14 protein-coding genes are annotated in these 15,670 nt (G+C 51.9%); 11 read left to right on the top strand and 3 right to left on the bottom strand.

Annotation, left to right across the window (positions count from 1 at the left end; translation table 11 throughout):
• Positions 1–189 precede the first annotated feature (189 nt).
• From lepA to shoB, 8 genes are all read left to right on the top strand, one after another.
• The gene (gene lepA / locus FEK42_RS21415; RefSeq protein WP_000790173.1) at positions 190–1,989 is read left to right on the top strand and encodes a translation elongation factor 4; all 1,800 of its coding nucleotides are present in this window, start codon (positions 190–192) and stop codon (positions 1,987–1,989) included.
• Positions 1,990–2,004: 15 nt separating this feature from the next.
• Complete coding sequence (lepB, locus tag FEK42_RS21410) at positions 2,005–2,979, top strand: signal peptidase I (RefSeq protein ID WP_135492902.1); 975 nt, start codon at positions 2,005–2,007, stop codon at positions 2,977–2,979.
• Positions 2,980–3,251: 272 nt separating this feature from the next.
• Positions 3,252–3,932: a ribonuclease III gene (gene rnc, locus FEK42_RS21405; protein WP_001068343.1), complete on the top strand. Its 681-nt coding sequence runs from the start codon at positions 3,252–3,254 to the stop codon at positions 3,930–3,932.
• The gene (gene era / locus FEK42_RS21400) at positions 3,929–4,834 is read left to right on the top strand and encodes a GTPase Era (protein ID WP_000020738.1); all 906 of its coding nucleotides are present in this window, start codon (positions 3,929–3,931) and stop codon (positions 4,832–4,834) included. Before rnc ends, era begins: the two co-directional genes overlap by 4 nt.
• A 131-nt stretch (positions 4,835–4,965) precedes the next feature.
• Positions 4,966–5,694, top strand: a complete 729-nt coding sequence (recO, locus tag FEK42_RS21395) for a DNA repair protein RecO (RefSeq protein WP_130207598.1) — start codon at positions 4,966–4,968, stop codon at positions 5,692–5,694.
• Positions 5,695–5,705: 11 nt separating this feature from the next.
• A complete protein-coding gene (pdxJ, locus tag FEK42_RS21390) occupies positions 5,706–6,437 on the top strand; it encodes a pyridoxine 5'-phosphate synthase (protein WP_130260419.1) in 732 nt (243 codons plus the stop codon).
• Positions 6,437–6,817, top strand: a complete 381-nt coding sequence (gene acpS / locus FEK42_RS21385) for a holo-ACP synthase (protein WP_130207552.1) — start codon at positions 6,437–6,439, stop codon at positions 6,815–6,817. The genes pdxJ and acpS overlap by 1 nt, the downstream gene beginning before the upstream one ends.
• Positions 6,818–7,236: 419 nt before the next feature.
• Positions 7,237–7,317, top strand: coding sequence for a type I toxin-antitoxin system toxin ShoB (shoB, locus tag FEK42_RS21380; protein ID WP_130214702.1), 81 nt, complete (start codon positions 7,237–7,239; stop codon positions 7,315–7,317).
• Between the two features lie 193 nt (positions 7,318–7,510).
• Here shoB and yfhL read toward each other — a convergent pair whose 3' ends face one another.
• On the bottom strand, positions 7,511–7,771 hold the full coding sequence (yfhL, locus tag FEK42_RS21375; RefSeq protein ID WP_001196283.1) for a 4Fe-4S dicluster ferredoxin YfhL: 261 nt from the start codon (positions 7,769–7,771) through the stop codon (positions 7,511–7,513).
• 55 nt (positions 7,772–7,826) lie between these two features.
• Positions 7,827–8,675, bottom strand: a complete 849-nt coding sequence (locus FEK42_RS21370; RefSeq protein ID WP_138211962.1) for a MurR/RpiR family transcriptional regulator — start codon at positions 8,673–8,675, stop codon at positions 7,827–7,829.
• A 207-nt stretch (positions 8,676–8,882) separates the two neighbouring features.
• Here FEK42_RS21370 and yfhb point away from each other — a divergent pair, with 207 nt between their 5' ends.
• Positions 8,883–9,518, top strand: coding sequence for a phosphatidylglycerophosphatase C (gene yfhb / locus FEK42_RS21365; protein ID WP_135490549.1), 636 nt, complete (start codon positions 8,883–8,885; stop codon positions 9,516–9,518).
• A gap of 57 nt (positions 9,519–9,575) precedes the next feature.
• Complete coding sequence (gene tadA / locus FEK42_RS21360) at positions 9,576–10,079, top strand: tRNA adenosine(34) deaminase TadA (protein ID WP_240783134.1); 504 nt, start codon at positions 9,576–9,578, stop codon at positions 10,077–10,079.
• Here tadA and mltF read toward each other — a convergent pair.
• Positions 10,076–11,632 carry a membrane-bound lytic murein transglycosylase MltF gene (gene mltF, locus FEK42_RS21355; protein ID WP_131162555.1) on the bottom strand — a complete coding sequence of 519 codons (1,557 nt, stop codon included), beginning with the start codon at positions 11,630–11,632 and terminating at the stop codon, positions 10,076–10,078. The two genes, tadA and mltF, sit on opposite strands and share 4 nt — an antisense overlap.
• 257 nt (positions 11,633–11,889) lie before the next feature.
• On the opposite strand from mltF, the gene purL reads away from it, so the two are divergent.
• Positions 11,890–15,670: phosphoribosylformylglycinamidine synthase (purL, locus tag FEK42_RS21350; protein WP_138211961.1), on the top strand; the 3,781-nt coding region annotated here is incomplete at its 3' end.

Genomic DNA, 15,670 nt, shown 5'->3' with positions numbered 1-15,670 from the left:
GCTTTGTTGCATTTTGCATAACAAATGCGAGGACGTTTCCAGATACCACAATCCATACGGTATGAACATTTCCTCGCCTCAATGTTGTAGTGTAGAATGCGGCCTTTCTATTAATACAGACGTTAAGCTCAGAACAGCGACTTCTAAAAGCCTGGTTAACCGGGCGTTAAGGCACAATAATCATACTTTATGAAGAATATACGTAACTTTTCGATCATAGCTCACATTGACCACGGTAAATCGACGCTGTCTGACCGTATTATCCAGATCTGCGGTGGCCTGTCTGACCGTGAAATGGAGGCGCAGGTTCTCGATTCCATGGATCTTGAGCGTGAGCGTGGCATTACCATCAAAGCGCAAAGCGTGACGCTGGACTACAAAGCGTCTGACGGTGAAACCTATCAGCTTAACTTTATCGACACCCCGGGCCACGTAGACTTCTCCTATGAAGTTTCCCGTTCGCTGGCTGCCTGTGAAGGTGCATTGCTGGTGGTCGACGCCGGGCAGGGCGTAGAAGCGCAAACACTGGCGAACTGCTACACCGCGATGGAGATGGATCTCGAAGTGGTGCCGGTACTGAACAAGATTGACTTACCGGCAGCCGATCCTGAACGCGTGGCGGAAGAAATTGAAGATATTGTTGGTATCGACGCCACCGATGCGGTGCGCTGTTCAGCGAAAACCGGCGTGGGCGTGCAGGACGTTCTCGAACGTCTGGTGCGCGACATTCCGCCGCCGGAAGGCGATCCAGAAGGTCCGTTACAGGCGCTGATTATCGACTCCTGGTTCGATAACTACCTGGGCGTGGTTTCACTTATCCGTATTAAAAACGGCACCTTGCGTAAGGGCGACAAAGTGAAAGTTATGAGCACCGGGCAGACCTATAACGCCGACCGCCTGGGGATCTTCACGCCGAAACAGGTTGATCGTACTGAACTGAAATGCGGCGAAGTAGGCTGGCTGGTGTGTGCGATCAAAGACATCCACGGTGCACCGGTAGGCGATACCTTAACGCTGGCGCGTAATCCGGCAGAAAAAGCGTTGCCTGGGTTTAAGAAAGTTAAACCGCAGGTATATGCCGGTCTGTTCCCGGTAAGTTCCGACGACTATGAAGCCTTCCGTGACGCGTTGGGCAAACTCAGCCTGAACGACGCTTCACTATTCTATGAGCCAGAAAGCTCAACGGCGCTGGGCTTTGGTTTCCGCTGCGGCTTCCTCGGCCTGTTGCACATGGAGATCATTCAGGAACGTCTGGAACGTGAATACGATCTTGACCTGATTACCACAGCACCGACAGTAGTGTATGAAGTTGAAACTACGGCAAAAGAAGTTATCTACGTCGACAGCCCATCCAAGCTGCCAGCGGTAAATAACATCTACGAACTGCGCGAGCCGATTGCAGAGTGTCACATGCTGCTGCCGCAAGCGTATCTCGGTAACGTCATTACCCTGTGCGTGGAAAAACGCGGTGTACAGACCAACATGGTCTATCACGGAAACCAGGTAGCGCTGACCTACGAGATCCCGATGGCGGAAGTGGTGCTTGATTTCTTCGACCGACTGAAATCTACCTCGCGTGGTTATGCGTCTTTGGATTACAACTTCAAACGCTTCCAGGCTTCTGACATGGTGCGTGTTGACGTCTTAATCAACGGTGAACGTGTTGATGCGCTGGCATTGATCACCCACCGTGATAATTCGCAAAACCGTGGCCGCGAGCTGGTGGAGAAGATGAAAGATCTGATCCCACGCCAGCAGTTTGATATCGCTATTCAGGCAGCGATTGGAACGCACATCATTGCGCGTTCTACCGTGAAGCAGCTGCGTAAAAACGTACTGGCTAAATGCTATGGTGGTGATATCAGCCGTAAGAAAAAGCTGCTGCAGAAACAGAAAGAAGGTAAGAAACGTATGAAGCAGATCGGTAACGTTGAGCTGCCGCAGGAAGCGTTCCTTGCCATTCTGCACGTCGGCAAAGACAACAAATAACCCTTAGGAGTTGGCATGGCGAATATGTTTGCCCTGATTCTGGTGATTGCCACACTGGTGACGGGCATTTTATGGTGCGTGGATAAATTCTTTTTCGCACCTAAACGACGGGAACGTCAGGCAGCGGCGCAAGCGGCTGCCGGGGATTCACTGGATAAAGCAACACTGAAAAAGGTTGCGCCGAAGCCAGGTTGGCTGGAAACCGGGGCTTCTGTATTTCCGGTGCTGGCTATCGTATTGATTGTGCGTTCATTTATTTATGAACCGTTCCAGATCCCGTCAGGTTCGATGATGCCGACTCTGTTAATCGGTGACTTCATTCTGGTAGAGAAATTTGCTTACGGCATTAAAGATCCTATTTACCAGAAAACATTGATCGAAACCGGTCATCCGAAACGTGGCGATATCGTGGTCTTCAAATACCCGGAAGATCCGAAGCTTGATTACATCAAGCGAGCGGTAGGTTTACCGGGCGATAAGGTCACTTATGATCCGGTCGCGAAAGAAGTGACCATTCAACCTGGATGCAGTTCTGGTCAAGCGTGTGAAAACGCGCTGCCGGTAACTTATTCCAACGTTGAACCGAGCGATTTCGTACAGACCTTCTCGCGTCGTAACGGCGGGGAAGCGACCAGTGGCTTCTTTGAAGTGCCGAAAAACGAAACCAAAGAAAATGGTATTCGTCTTTCCGAACGTAAAGAGACGTTGGGCGATGTAACGCATCGTATCCTGACTGTGCCAATCGCCCAGGATCAGGTAGGGATGTATTACCAGCAACCAGGACAACAACTGGCAACCTGGATTGTCCCGCCGGGTCAATACTTCATGATGGGCGATAACCGCGACAACAGCGCGGACAGCCGTTACTGGGGCTTTGTGCCGGAAGCGAATCTGGTAGGTCGGGCAACGGTAATCTGGATGAGTTTCGATAAGCAAGAAGGTGAATGGCCGACAGGTGTGCGCTTAAGTCGCATTGGCGGCATCCATTAATTGCTGCTTCTCGTTCACGTTGTCGTCATTCTGGCGGCAACGTGAATTATTTATGAGATAAATCTCCCCAGGCTAACGACATCCCTTATCGTTGTGTATAGAATATTCCCCCGAAGTTTAAGGTTGGCGCCTTCTGGTTGCCACGGCACACGAAACAGCGTTGGTTTCCATATATGGCGTAATGAATCCGCGACAAAGCGGTTAACAGAGCCTATGTGTATCAGGTCTGTTTCGTGTGCTGAATTGTTGACGCATTTATTTATTGGTATCGCATGAACCCCATCGTAATTAATCGGCTTCAACGGAAGCTGGGCTACACTTTTAATCATCAGGAACTGCTGCAGCAGGCATTAACTCACCGCAGCGCCAGCAGCAAACATAACGAGCGTTTAGAATTTTTAGGCGACTCAATCTTGAGCTACGTTATCGCCAATGCGCTGTATCACCGTTTCCCGCGTGTGGATGAAGGCGATATGAGCCGCATGCGTGCTACGTTGGTCCGTGGCAATACGCTGGCAGAACTGGCACGCGAATTTGAGTTAGGCGAGTGCTTGCGTTTAGGGCCGGGTGAACTTAAAAGCGGTGGATTTCGTCGCGAGTCAATTCTCGCCGACACCGTCGAAGCATTAATTGGCGGCGTATTCCTCGACAGTGATATTCAAACTGTCGAGAAGTTAATCCTTAACTGGTATCAAACCCGTCTGGACGAAATTAGCCCAGGCGATAAACAAAAAGATCCGAAAACGCGCTTGCAAGAATATTTGCAGGGTCGCCATCTGCCGCTGCCGACTTATCTGGTAGTTCAGGTACGTGGCGAAGCGCACGATCAGGAATTTACTATCCACTGCCAGGTCAGCGGCCTGAGTGAACCGGTGGTTGGCACAGGTTCAAGCCGTCGTAAGGCTGAGCAGGCTGCCGCCGAACAGGCGTTGAAAAAACTGGAGCTGGAATGAGCATCGATAAAAGTTACTGCGGATTTATTGCCATCGTCGGACGTCCGAACGTTGGCAAATCCACGCTGCTGAACAAACTGTTGGGGCAGAAAATCTCCATCACTTCCCGCAAAGCGCAGACAACTCGTCACCGCATTGTGGGGATCCATACTGAAGGCGCGTATCAGGCGATCTACGTTGATACCCCGGGCCTGCATATGGAAGAGAAGCGTGCTATTAACCGCCTGATGAACAAAGCGGCGAGCAGCTCCATTGGCGACGTTGAGCTGGTGATTTTTGTCGTTGAAGGCACCCGTTGGACGCCGGACGATGAAATGGTGCTCAACAAGCTGCGTGATGGCAAAGCGCCGGTGATCCTCGCGGTGAACAAAGTGGACAACGTGCAGGAGAAAGCCGATCTGCTGCCGCACCTGCAGTTCCTTGCAAGCCAGATGAATTTCCTCGATATCGTGCCAATCTCCGCCGAAACCGGACTTAACGTTGACACTATCGCGGCAATCGTGCGCAAACACCTGCCGGAAGCGACGCATCACTTCCCGGAAGATTACATCACCGACCGCTCACAGCGGTTTATGGCCTCTGAAATCATCCGTGAAAAACTGATGCGTTTCCTCGGCGCAGAACTGCCGTACTCCGTGACCGTGGAGATCGAACGTTTTGTCACCAATGAACGTGGTGGTTACGACATCAACGGTTTGATTCTCGTTGAGCGTGAAGGGCAGAAGAAGATGGTCATTGGCAACAAAGGGGCCAAGATTAAAACCATCGGTATTGAAGCGCGTAAAGACATGCAGGAAATGTTCGAAGCGCCTGTCCATCTTGAACTGTGGGTAAAAGTGAAATCCGGCTGGGCCGACGACGAACGCGCACTGCGTAGTCTCGGTTACGTTGACGATCTTTAATTAGCATACTCTATGACTTTCGAGGTGCAGGAAGGCGGCAAGACCGTGAATCCCTGGGAGCTTACTAAAGTAAGTGACCAGGGTGAACGGGTGCAGCCAAGGCACCTGCAACTTGAAAGGCGACGAGTATGATGGAAGGCTGGCAGCGCGCATTCGTATTGCATAGTCGCCCGTGGAGCGAAACCAGCCTGATGCTGGACGTCTTCACGGAGGAATCGGGCCGCGTGCGTCTGGTTGCCAAAGGCGCACGCTCTAAACGCTCTACCCTGAAAGGTGCATTACAGCCTTTCACGCCTCTCTTGCTTCGCTTCGGTGGGCGCGGTGAAGTCAAAACACTGCGCAGCGCTGAAGCTGTCTCATTGGCGCTGCCATTAAGCGGTATCACGCTTTACAGCGGTCTGTACATCAACGAGCTTCTCTCCCGCGTGCTGGAATACGAGACGCGCTTCTCGGAACTCTTTTTCGATTACTTACACTGCATCCAGTCTCTGGCTGGGGCTACTGGCACACCGGAACCCGCGTTGCGCCGCTTTGAGCTGGCATTGCTCGGGCATCTGGGTTATGGCGTCAATTTTACCCATTGTGCAGGTAGCGGCGAACCGGTGGATGACACCATGACGTATCGTTATCGCGAAGAAAAAGGGTTTATCGCAAGCGTCGTTATCGACAATAAAACCTTCACCGGGAGGCAGTTGAAAGCGTTACACACGCGGGAATTTCCTGACGCAGACACATTGCGTGCCGCGAAACGCTTTACCCGCATGGCGCTTAAGCCGTATCTTGGCGGTAAACCTTTAAAGAGCAGGGAACTGTTCCGGCAGTTTATACCTAAGCGAACAGTGCAAACACATAATGACTGATGAGGATTGTCATGGCTGAATTACTGTTGGGCGTCAACATTGACCATATCGCAACGCTGCGTAATGCACGTGGTACTGCTTACCCCGATCCGGTGCAGGCCGCGTTTATTGCCGAGCAGGCTGGCGCGGATGGCATTACCGTGCATTTGCGTGAAGATCGTCGCCACATTACTGACCGCGACGTGCGCATCCTGCGTCAGACGCTGGATACCCGCATGAATCTGGAAATGGCGGTGACCGAAGAGATGATGGCGATTGCCATTGAGACGAAGCCTCATTTTTGCTGCCTGGTACCGGAAAAGCGCCAGGAAGTGACAACTGAAGGTGGCCTGGACGTCGCAGGTCAGCGTGACAAAATGCGCGATGCCTGTAAACGTCTGGCGGATGCCGGGATTCAGGTTTCTCTGTTTATTGACGCAGATGAAGAGCAGATCAAAGCTGCAGCAGAGGTAGGCGCCCCGTTTATCGAGATCCATACTGGTTGTTATGCCGATGCCAAAACTGACGCTGAACAGGCGCAAGAGCTGGCGCGCATTGCTAAAGCCGCGACCTTTGCTGCAAGTCTCGGTCTGAAAGTTAACGCCGGCCACGGTCTGACCTATCACAACGTGAAAGCCATTGCCGCCATTCCTGAGATGCATGAACTGAATATCGGCCATGCCATTATTGGTCGTGCAGTGATGACCGGACTGAAAGATGCGGTGGCAGAAATGAAGCGCCTGATGCTGGAAGCGCGTGGCTAATGGCAATATTAGGTTTAGGCACGGATATCGTGGAGATCGCTCGCATTGAAGCGGTGCTCGCCCGATCCGGTGAGCGCCTTGCTCGCCGCGTATTAAGCGATAACGAATGGGAAATCTGGAAAACGCACCAACAGCCAGTGCGTTTTCTGGCGAAGCGTTTTGCTGTGAAAGAAGCGGCGGCAAAAGCGTTTGGAACCGGGATCCGCAATGGCCTGGCGTTTAATCAGTTTGAAGTATTCAACGATGAGCTTGGTAAGCCACGGTTGCGACTGTGGGGCGAGGCATTAAAACTGGCGGAAAAGCTGGGCGTCGCACATATGCATGTGACGCTGGCAGATGAACGTCATTATGCTTGCGCCACGGTAATTATTGAAAGTTAAAATAATACCGTTCTCTTTATAAAGTAAAACCCCCGAACTGGTAAGGAACGGGGGTTTTACTTTATAACTTTAATTTTGTACAGCATGCACCCTCAACAACAGCGATTATGGATCAGGGTGGTTATCTTTTACAAGCAACTTGCAATCTTTATCATAAAAACTCGAGCCTTTACGAAGAAAGCGATATTGATGGAAATATTAACGTGACCGCAAATTCGTAAGTACATTAAAATTGGTTTCGTTATTGGCGATTTTGCTGTGCTTTACACCATGCCACTGAATTCCCCCATTGAAACGAGTGGTGTCGTCAAAGCTCTGGTGTGGAGTGCAGCATGCATCCTCAATAACTCGCACGTTCAGTTTTGGGGAGATGTAAGGGCTAATCTGAACGGCTGCATTCCTTGTTTAAGGAAAAACGAATGACTGATTGTCGATACCTGTTTAAACGGGTCATTAAAGTCATCATTGCTGTTTTACAGCTGATCCTTCTGTTCTTATAACACAAGGAAACGTACTTAAGGCGCGTCAGGTTAACCAGCCAGGCGCGCCTTTAATAATTATAAATAAATGTCTGCGCAGATATTATATGAATTCATTTGGAGAATGATTATGCCGTTGTCATCATTTAAATAAATATAATAGCGTCAAGGTTTCTCTAAAAAATAATAAATACTCTACTTCCAGAGCAGAATATTAAATTTTATCTGCGTGATGCATTAGCACAAATTTATCCCACAACTGCTCTTCTGTCTCGACATGCGCCGGATCCTTCACAATAGTATTAGGGATCGGACACACCTTCTGGCAGGTTGGCGTCTCGTAGTGACCTACGCATTCGGTACACTTATCGCTGTTAATCTCGTAGATATGATCACCCATTGAAATCGCCTCATTCGGGCATTCAGGTTCACACATATCACAATTGATGCATTTTTTAGTGATTAACAGCGCCATAAGGAAACTCTCAAAACAACACAAACCGGGCGGGCATTATACGCGCATTCTTTGCTCAAACCAGTTTTTTCACCAGTGCCTCGCTGTGGCGAATGCGCTCAGGGGCCAGTTCCAGGTCCTGCTGAATTAGCGCAATGAACAGCAAATCTGTAAGCATTCCCTGAGCGTGACAAGCGGAGATCGATGCACTATTCGTCGCCTGTTCTTCGGCAATCGTATACAGGCAGTGGGACGCTCGTTGTTGCAGAGCATTCGGCGTGAAACCGGTAATTGCCAGCACCTTTCCACCCACGCGCAGCATCTCATCTGCCGCGAGATTTAACTCACGTCGTACACCAGTGTAAGAGATGGCTAATAACAGGTCGTCCGGTGAAGATGCCTGTACAGTAGCGAGCAACGCATGCATATCGCGTTCTGCGGCAGCATTGAAACCAATCTTCATCAGTTTCCAGGCAAAGTTTTGCGCTACCAGACCCGAAGCACCAATGCCAGTTAAAATAATCCGCCTCGCAGAACGCAGCATCACCACGCATTCATGCAATTTCTCTTCACTGTTAACGTTCAGCGTCGCATACATGGCTGCCGTGTTTTCTTTTACGAGTTTTTCACCCACCAGTCGCAGCGGATCATCACCGCGAATTTGGTTATGAATGGGGACAGAAGGGGATTCCGGCTGGCTCGCCAGAGCTTCGCTTAACGCCAGTTTTAAGGCTGGAAAACCTTTATAGCCGAGTTTTTGTGCGAATTTCACCACGCTGGATTGACTGACCCCAGCTTCGTTGGCCAATTGCTGCGAACTTAAATGGCGCGCCGTATCAGGTTGTAGCAGGAGATAGTCCGCCAGTTTTTTATCACTCTGGGCAAGCTGCTGGTAACGCTGACGAATACGAAGTAAGCCGTTCATATCTTTCCTCGCGATGAAATAATGGCGACAACAGGCAATATGAGACATAAGCGAGTGAATATTATATTCCATAGCTTGTAAGATCTATGAATTAAAAATTCCATTCAGCATTATACGGTAGATTGTTGCCGGAAAAGTGATGATCTATCTGTTAGGCTATGTAGTAGCGATGATTAATCAGGATGTTTCAGTCCAGAGGAGTATGGTTTGGCAACTCACGAGCGTCGTGTGGTGTTTTTTGACTTAGATGGAACATTGCATCAACAGGATATGTTCGGTAGTTTTCTGCGCTACTTACTGCGTCGCCAACCGCTGAATACACTGCTTGTCCTGCCGCTATTGCCGGTTATTGCCATGGCATTATTGATAAAAGGCCGTGCTGCGCGCTGGCCGATGAGTCTGCTATTGTGGGGATGCACTTTTGGTCACAGCGAAGCGCGTTTACAGGCATTAAAAGCCGATTTTGTACACTGGTTTCGCGACAATGTTACTGCCTTTCCGCTGGTGCAAGAGCGCCTGACCACCTACTTGCTCAGTTCCGATGCTGATATCTGGTTGATTACCGGTTCTCCACAGCCGCTGGTTGAGGCGGTCTATTTCGATACGCCCTGGTTACCGCGGGTGAATCTTATCGCCAGCCAAATTCAGCGTGGTTATGGCGGTTGGGTATTGACAATGCGTTGCCTCGGGCATGAGAAGGTCGCGCAACTGGAACGCAAAATCGGCACGCCACTGCGGTTGTACAGTGGTTACAGCGACAGTAATCAGGACAACCCGCTGCTTTATTTCTGCCAGCATCGTTGGCGAGTAACCCCGCGCGGTGAACTCCAGCAACTGGAATAGAGTAAAGCATAGCGTCCGTGTATAATGCGCCGCGCTTTTATAACCGGAGTTTTCTTTTTGTCTGAAGTCGAATTTAGTCACGAATACTGGATGCGCCATGCCATGACGCTGGCAAAGCGTGCCTGGGAGGAGCGGGAAGTACCGGTCGGCGCGGTATTGGTGCATAACAACCGGGTAATCGGCGAGGGCTGGAATCGTCCGATTGGTCGGCATGATCCTACCGCGCACGCTGAAATCATGGCCCTGCGTCAGGGCGGTCTGGTGATGCAAAATTATCGCCTGATCGACGCCACATTATATGTCACGCTGGAGCCGTGTGTGATGTGCGCCGGAGCGATGATTCACAGCCGGATTGGTCGTGTAGTTTTTGGTGCACGAGATGCGAAAACGGGGGCTGCCGGATCATTAATGGATGTGTTGCACCATCCGGGCATGAATCACCGGGTGGAAATCACGGAAGGGATATTGGCGGAAGAGTGTGCAGCGCTGCTCAGCGACTTCTTTCGCATGCGCCGTCAGGAAATCAAAGCGCAGAAAAAAGCGCAATCTTCTGCGGATTAATTTTGCTTCTTTTCACTTCCCTTCCTGGAAAACAGCAGCGAAGGGGAGTGTGTCAGGTAGTTAGATGACGACTGTGAAAGAAACGAGAGAAAAGGAAATTTCCCTTTACTCAATTCTGTTGGCGACACTGCCGGATAATCCTGAGCCAGCTGCATCGCCGCTTCTGTTGCCTGCTTTTCTTTCTCTTGCAGATACCCCACCAGACTAATCTGATACTTACGGATATTCTCGACATAGGCGTAAGCTTCATGTCCCCGCGCATAACCGTAAGTCAGCTTGCTGTAATAGGGTTTTTGGCTAAGTAAAGGCAGACGTTGTTTAACATCGGTCCAACTGTCTGGATTACCTTTGGTTTTTGCCGTCAGGGCGCGAGCATCCAGCATATGCGCATAACCCATATTGTAAGCGGCGAGCGCAAACCAAATCCGTTCATTTTCTGGCACGCTTTCCGGCACTTTACTCATCATATCCTGCAAATAACGCGCGCCGCCGCTGATGCTTTGTTCAGCATCGGTACGATCGGTAATGCCCAGGCTTTGCGCGGTATTTTTGGTCAACATCATCATGCCGCGCACACCGGTCGGCGAGGTGGCCTGCGCGTCCCAATGTGATTCCTGGTAAGCAATAGCCGCCAGCAAACGCCAGTCAATTTCCTCGGCGTATTTCTCAAACAAAGGTTTTAATTGTGGCAGCACCGCATCGACGGCGCGTAAAAATGTGCGCGTATCGACATAATCAAAATCATCGCCATGCCCCAGGTATTTCTCTTCAATGCGTGCCAGCGTGCCGTCCTCATTCATTTTGTTGAAGAAGTCGAGCAGAGCTGCGGAAAGGGTATTATCGTCATCTAACTGGCTAAACCAGGTCACTGGTTGTTCATCGGTGATATCGAGTGCCACGGCGAGTTCCGGGTGAACTCGCTGGAACAGGCTGATGGCGACAGAATCAGCAATGGTGTAATCCAGCTTACCTCCGATGACATCTTCCAGTAATTCCGCTGAGCCTTTTTTGTCGTCCACCTTCCAGCTTAAATCCGGGAATTTAGTTTCTTTCAGTCTTTGTAGATCGTTAACGACGACGTGTCCTGGTGCGATGGAGAGCTGTTCCGCCGTCAAATTGCCCAGCGTGCGTGGGCGATATTGACCCACTTTGTAAACCAGTTGTTGTGAAACGGAATAATAGGTAGGACCAGGCTGATAGTTTTTTACCCGCTCACTGTTATAAACCAGACCTGCTGCCAGCAGGTCGGCGTTGCCGTTGTCGAGATCGTCAAACAACTGGCTGATATTCTGCCGTACGGTCACTTTCAGTTTCACGCCGAGGTAGTCGGCAAATTGTTTGGCCAACTCATAATCCAGCCCGGAAGATTTACCGTTAATCTCATTCCATGTGAGGGGAGTATGAATGGTGCTCACGCGCAATTCTCCCCGCGCTTGAATGGCGGCGATACGGTTGTCGGCTTTACCAAACCAAGGAATAGATGGCCAGAGAGCTACCGCGAGAAGCAGTGCCAGAATGCCAATGAACAGATAATTAATCTTTAATTTTTTCAATTAGTTAATTCTCTGTGTCGTTCGTGTCCTGGCTTGAAAAAACGATATGCTAAACAAAGGTATAATCATCAATGAGCGGCATTTTGCGTAAACCTGTGCCAGTTGGCAACTTATTACAGCCATTGGCGGCACGCGTTGCTAATTCACGATGGTGATTTTATTTCCACGCAAACGGTTTCGTCAGCGCGGCAGATTCTTTATAATGACGCCCGTTTCCCCCCCTTGGGTACACCGAAAGCTTAGAAGACGAGAGACTTATGATGGAAATTCTGCGTGGTTCGCCTGCACTGTCGGCATTCCGAATCAATAAACTGCTGGCGCGTTTTCAGGCTGCCAGGCTCCCGGTTCACAACATTTACGCCGAGTATGTCCATTTTGCTGACCTCAATGCGCCGTTAAACGAAGAAGCGCACGCGCAACTTGAACGCCTGTTGAAATATGGTCCGGCACTCGCCAGCCATGCCCCGGAAGGCAAATTACTGCTGGTGACCCCGCGCCCAGGCACCATCTCTCCCTGGTCTTCAAAAGCGACCGATATCGCCCATAACTGCGGGCTGCAACAGGTAAACCGCCTTGAGCGCGGCGTGGCTTACTATGTAGAAGCCGCTACGCTGACCAATGAACAGTGGCAGCAGGTTACCGCTGAACTACACGACCGTATGATGGAAACGGTCTTTTTTGCTTTAGATGATGCAGAGCAGCTGTTTGCGCATCATCAACCGACTCCAGTCACCAGCGTTGATTTACTGGGGCAGGGCCGTCAGGCGCTGATCGACGCTAACCTGCGTCTCGGCCTGGCACTGGCGGACGATGAAATTGACTATCTGCAGGATGCTTTCACAAAGCTTGGTCGTAATCCGAACGACATCGAGCTGTATATGTTCGCCCAGGCGAACTCTGAGCACTGCCGCCACAAAATTTTTAACGCCGACTGGATTATCGACGGTGAACAGCAGCCGAAATCGCTGTTTAAGATGATCAAAAACACCTTCGAAACCACGCCGGATCACGTTCTCTCAGCTTATAAAGATAACGCCGCGGTGATGGAAGGTTCTGAAGTTGGCCGCTACTTTGCCGACCACGAAACGGGCCGCTACGATTTCCATCAGGAACCGGCGCACATCCTGATGAAAGTCGAAACTCACAACCACCCGACGGCGATTTCTCCGTGGCCGGGTGCGGCGACGGGGTCTGGCGGTGAAATCCGTGATGAAGGCGCCACCGGACGCGGCGCGAAGCCGAAAGCCGGTCTGGTCGGTTTCTCCGTTTCCAACCTGCGTATTCCTGGCTTTGAACAGCCGTGGGAAGAAGATTTCGGTAAGCCTGAGCGCATTGTCACCGCGCTGGACATCATGACCGAAGGTCCGCTGGGCGGCGCGGCATTTAACAACGAATTTGGTCGTCCGGCACTGAACGGCTACTTCCGTACTTATGAAGAAAAAGTGAACAGCCACAACGGCGAAGAGCTGCGCGGTTATCACAAACCGATCATGCTGGCGGGCGGGATCGGCAACATTCGCGCCGATCACGTACAAAAAGGCGAGATCAACGTTGGTGCGAAGCTGGTCGTTCTCGGCGGTCCGGCTATGAACATTGGTCTTGGCGGCGGTGCGGCGTCTTCTATGGCGTCTGGTCAATCTGATGCCGACCTCGACTTTGCTTCTGTTCAGCGCGACAACCCGGAAATGGAACGTCGTTGCCAGGAAGTGATCGACCGTTGCTGGCAGCTTGGTGATGCCAACCCAATCCTGTTTATCCACGACGTTGGCGCAGGCGGTCTTTCTAACGCGATGCCGGAACTGGTAAGCGACGGCGGGCGCGGCGGTAAATTTGAACTGCGCGACATCCTGAGCGACGAACCGGGCATGAGCCCGCTGGAAATCTGGTGTAACGAATCCCAGGAACGTTACGTGCTGGCGGTTGCTGCCGATCAGTTACCGCTGTTTGACGAACTGTGTAAGCGTGAACGCGCGCCCTACGCGGTGATTGGTGAAGCGACCGAAGAACTGCATCTTTCTCTGCACGATCGTCATTTTGATAATCAGCCGATCGATCTGCCGCTGGACGTACTGCTTGGTAAAACACCGAAGATGACCCGCGATGTGCAAACGCTGAAAGCGAAAGGCGACGCGCTGGTCCGTGAAGGGATCACCATTGCTGACGCGGTGAAACGTGTGCTGCATCTGCCGACCGTGGCGGAGAAAACCTTCCTTGTGACCATTGGCGACCGTAGCGTAACCGGCATGGTAGCGCGCGATCAGATGGTGGGGCCGTGGCAGGTGCCGGTCGCTAACTGTGCGGTCACTACTGCCAGCCTCGACAGCTACTACGGTGAAGCGATGGCAATTGGCGAACGTGCGCCAGTTGCGCTGCTGGATTTCGCCGCTTCTGCCCGTCTGGCGGTCGGTGAAGCGTTAACCAACATCGCCGCAACACAAATTGGCGATATCAAACGCATTAAACTTTCCGCCAACTGGATGGCGGCGGCAGGTCATCCTGGCGAAGATGCTGGCCTGTATGAAGCTGTTAAAGCGGTGGGCGAAGAGCTTTGTCCGGCGCTGGGCCTGACGATCCCGGTGGGTAAAGATTCAATGTCGATGAAAACCCGCTGGCAGGACGGTAACGAAGAGCGTGAAATGACGTCGCCGCTGTCGCTGGTTATTTCTGCATTTGCCCGCGTGGAAGATGTGCGTCACACCATCACGCCGCAGCTTTCTACCGAAGATAACGCACTGTTGCTGATTGATCTGGGCCTTGGCAATAATGCGCTGGGCGCAACGGCGCTGGCGCAGGTTTATCGTCAGCTTGGCGACAAACCGGCTGATGTGCGCGACGTCGCACAACTGAAAGGCTTCTATGACGCGATTCAGGCGCTGGTTGCACAGCGTAAGCTGCTCGCGTACCACGACCGCTCTGATGGTGGTCTGTTGGTGACGCTGGCGGAAATGGCATTTGCCGGTCATTGCGGCATTGAAGCGGATATCGCCTCTCTGGGCGACGATCACCTGGCGGCGCTGTTTAACGAAGAACTGGGCGCGGTGATTCAGGTTCGTGCCGCTGACCGTGAAGCGGTCGAAGCGGTACTGGCACAGCATGGGCTTGCTGATTGCGTCCATTATGTTGGGCAGGCGGTTTCCGGTGACCGTTTTGTGATTACCGCCAACGGCCAGTCGGTATACAGCGAAAGCCGCACTACGCTGCGAGTCTGGTGGGCAGAAACCACCTGGCAGATGCAGCGCCTGCGTGACAACCCGGAGTGCGCCGATCAGGAACATCAGGCGAAATCAAACGACGCCGATCCGGGCCTGAATGTGAAACTGTCGTTCGATATCAACGAAGATGTGGCAGCACCGTATATTGCCACTGGCGCACGCCCGAAAGTGGCCGTGCTGCGTGAGCAGGGCGTGAACTCGCATGTTGAAATGGCGGCAGCGTTCCACCGTGCGGGCTTCGATGCTATCGACGTGCATATGAGCGATCTGCTGGCTGGACGCACTGGTCTGGAGGATTTCCACGCCCTGGTCGCGTGCGGTGGTTTCTCCTACGGTGATGTGCTGGGTGCCGGTGAAGGTTGGGCGAAGTCTATTCTGTTCAACAACCGTGTACGCGATGAGTTTGCAACCTTCTTCCATCGTCCGCAAACGCTGGCGCTGGGGGTATGTAACGGTTGCCAGATGATGTCTAATCTGCGTGAGCTGATCCCAGGTAGCGAGCTGTGGCCTCGTTTCGTGCGTAACACCTCCGATCGCTTTGAAGCGCGTTTCAGCCTGGTTGAAGTGACCCAAAGCCCGTCTCTGCTGTTGCAGGGGATGGTGGGCTCGCAGATGCCGATTGCTGTGTCTCACGGTGAAGGGCGCGTTGAAGTACGCGATGCGGCGCATCTGGCGGCACTGGAAAGCAAAGGGCTGATTGCGCTGCGCTATGTCGATAATTTCGGCAAAGTCACCGAAACCTACCCGGCTAACCCGAACGGTTCCCCGAACGGTATTACGGCGGTCACTACCGAAAGCGGTCGTGTCACCATTATGATGCCGCACC

Source organism: Escherichia sp. E2748 (genome assembly GCF_005781125.1).
Classification (GTDB): domain Bacteria; phylum Pseudomonadota; class Gammaproteobacteria; order Enterobacterales; family Enterobacteriaceae; genus Escherichia.
This window is presented reverse-complemented; position numbering and strand designations above follow the sequence as displayed.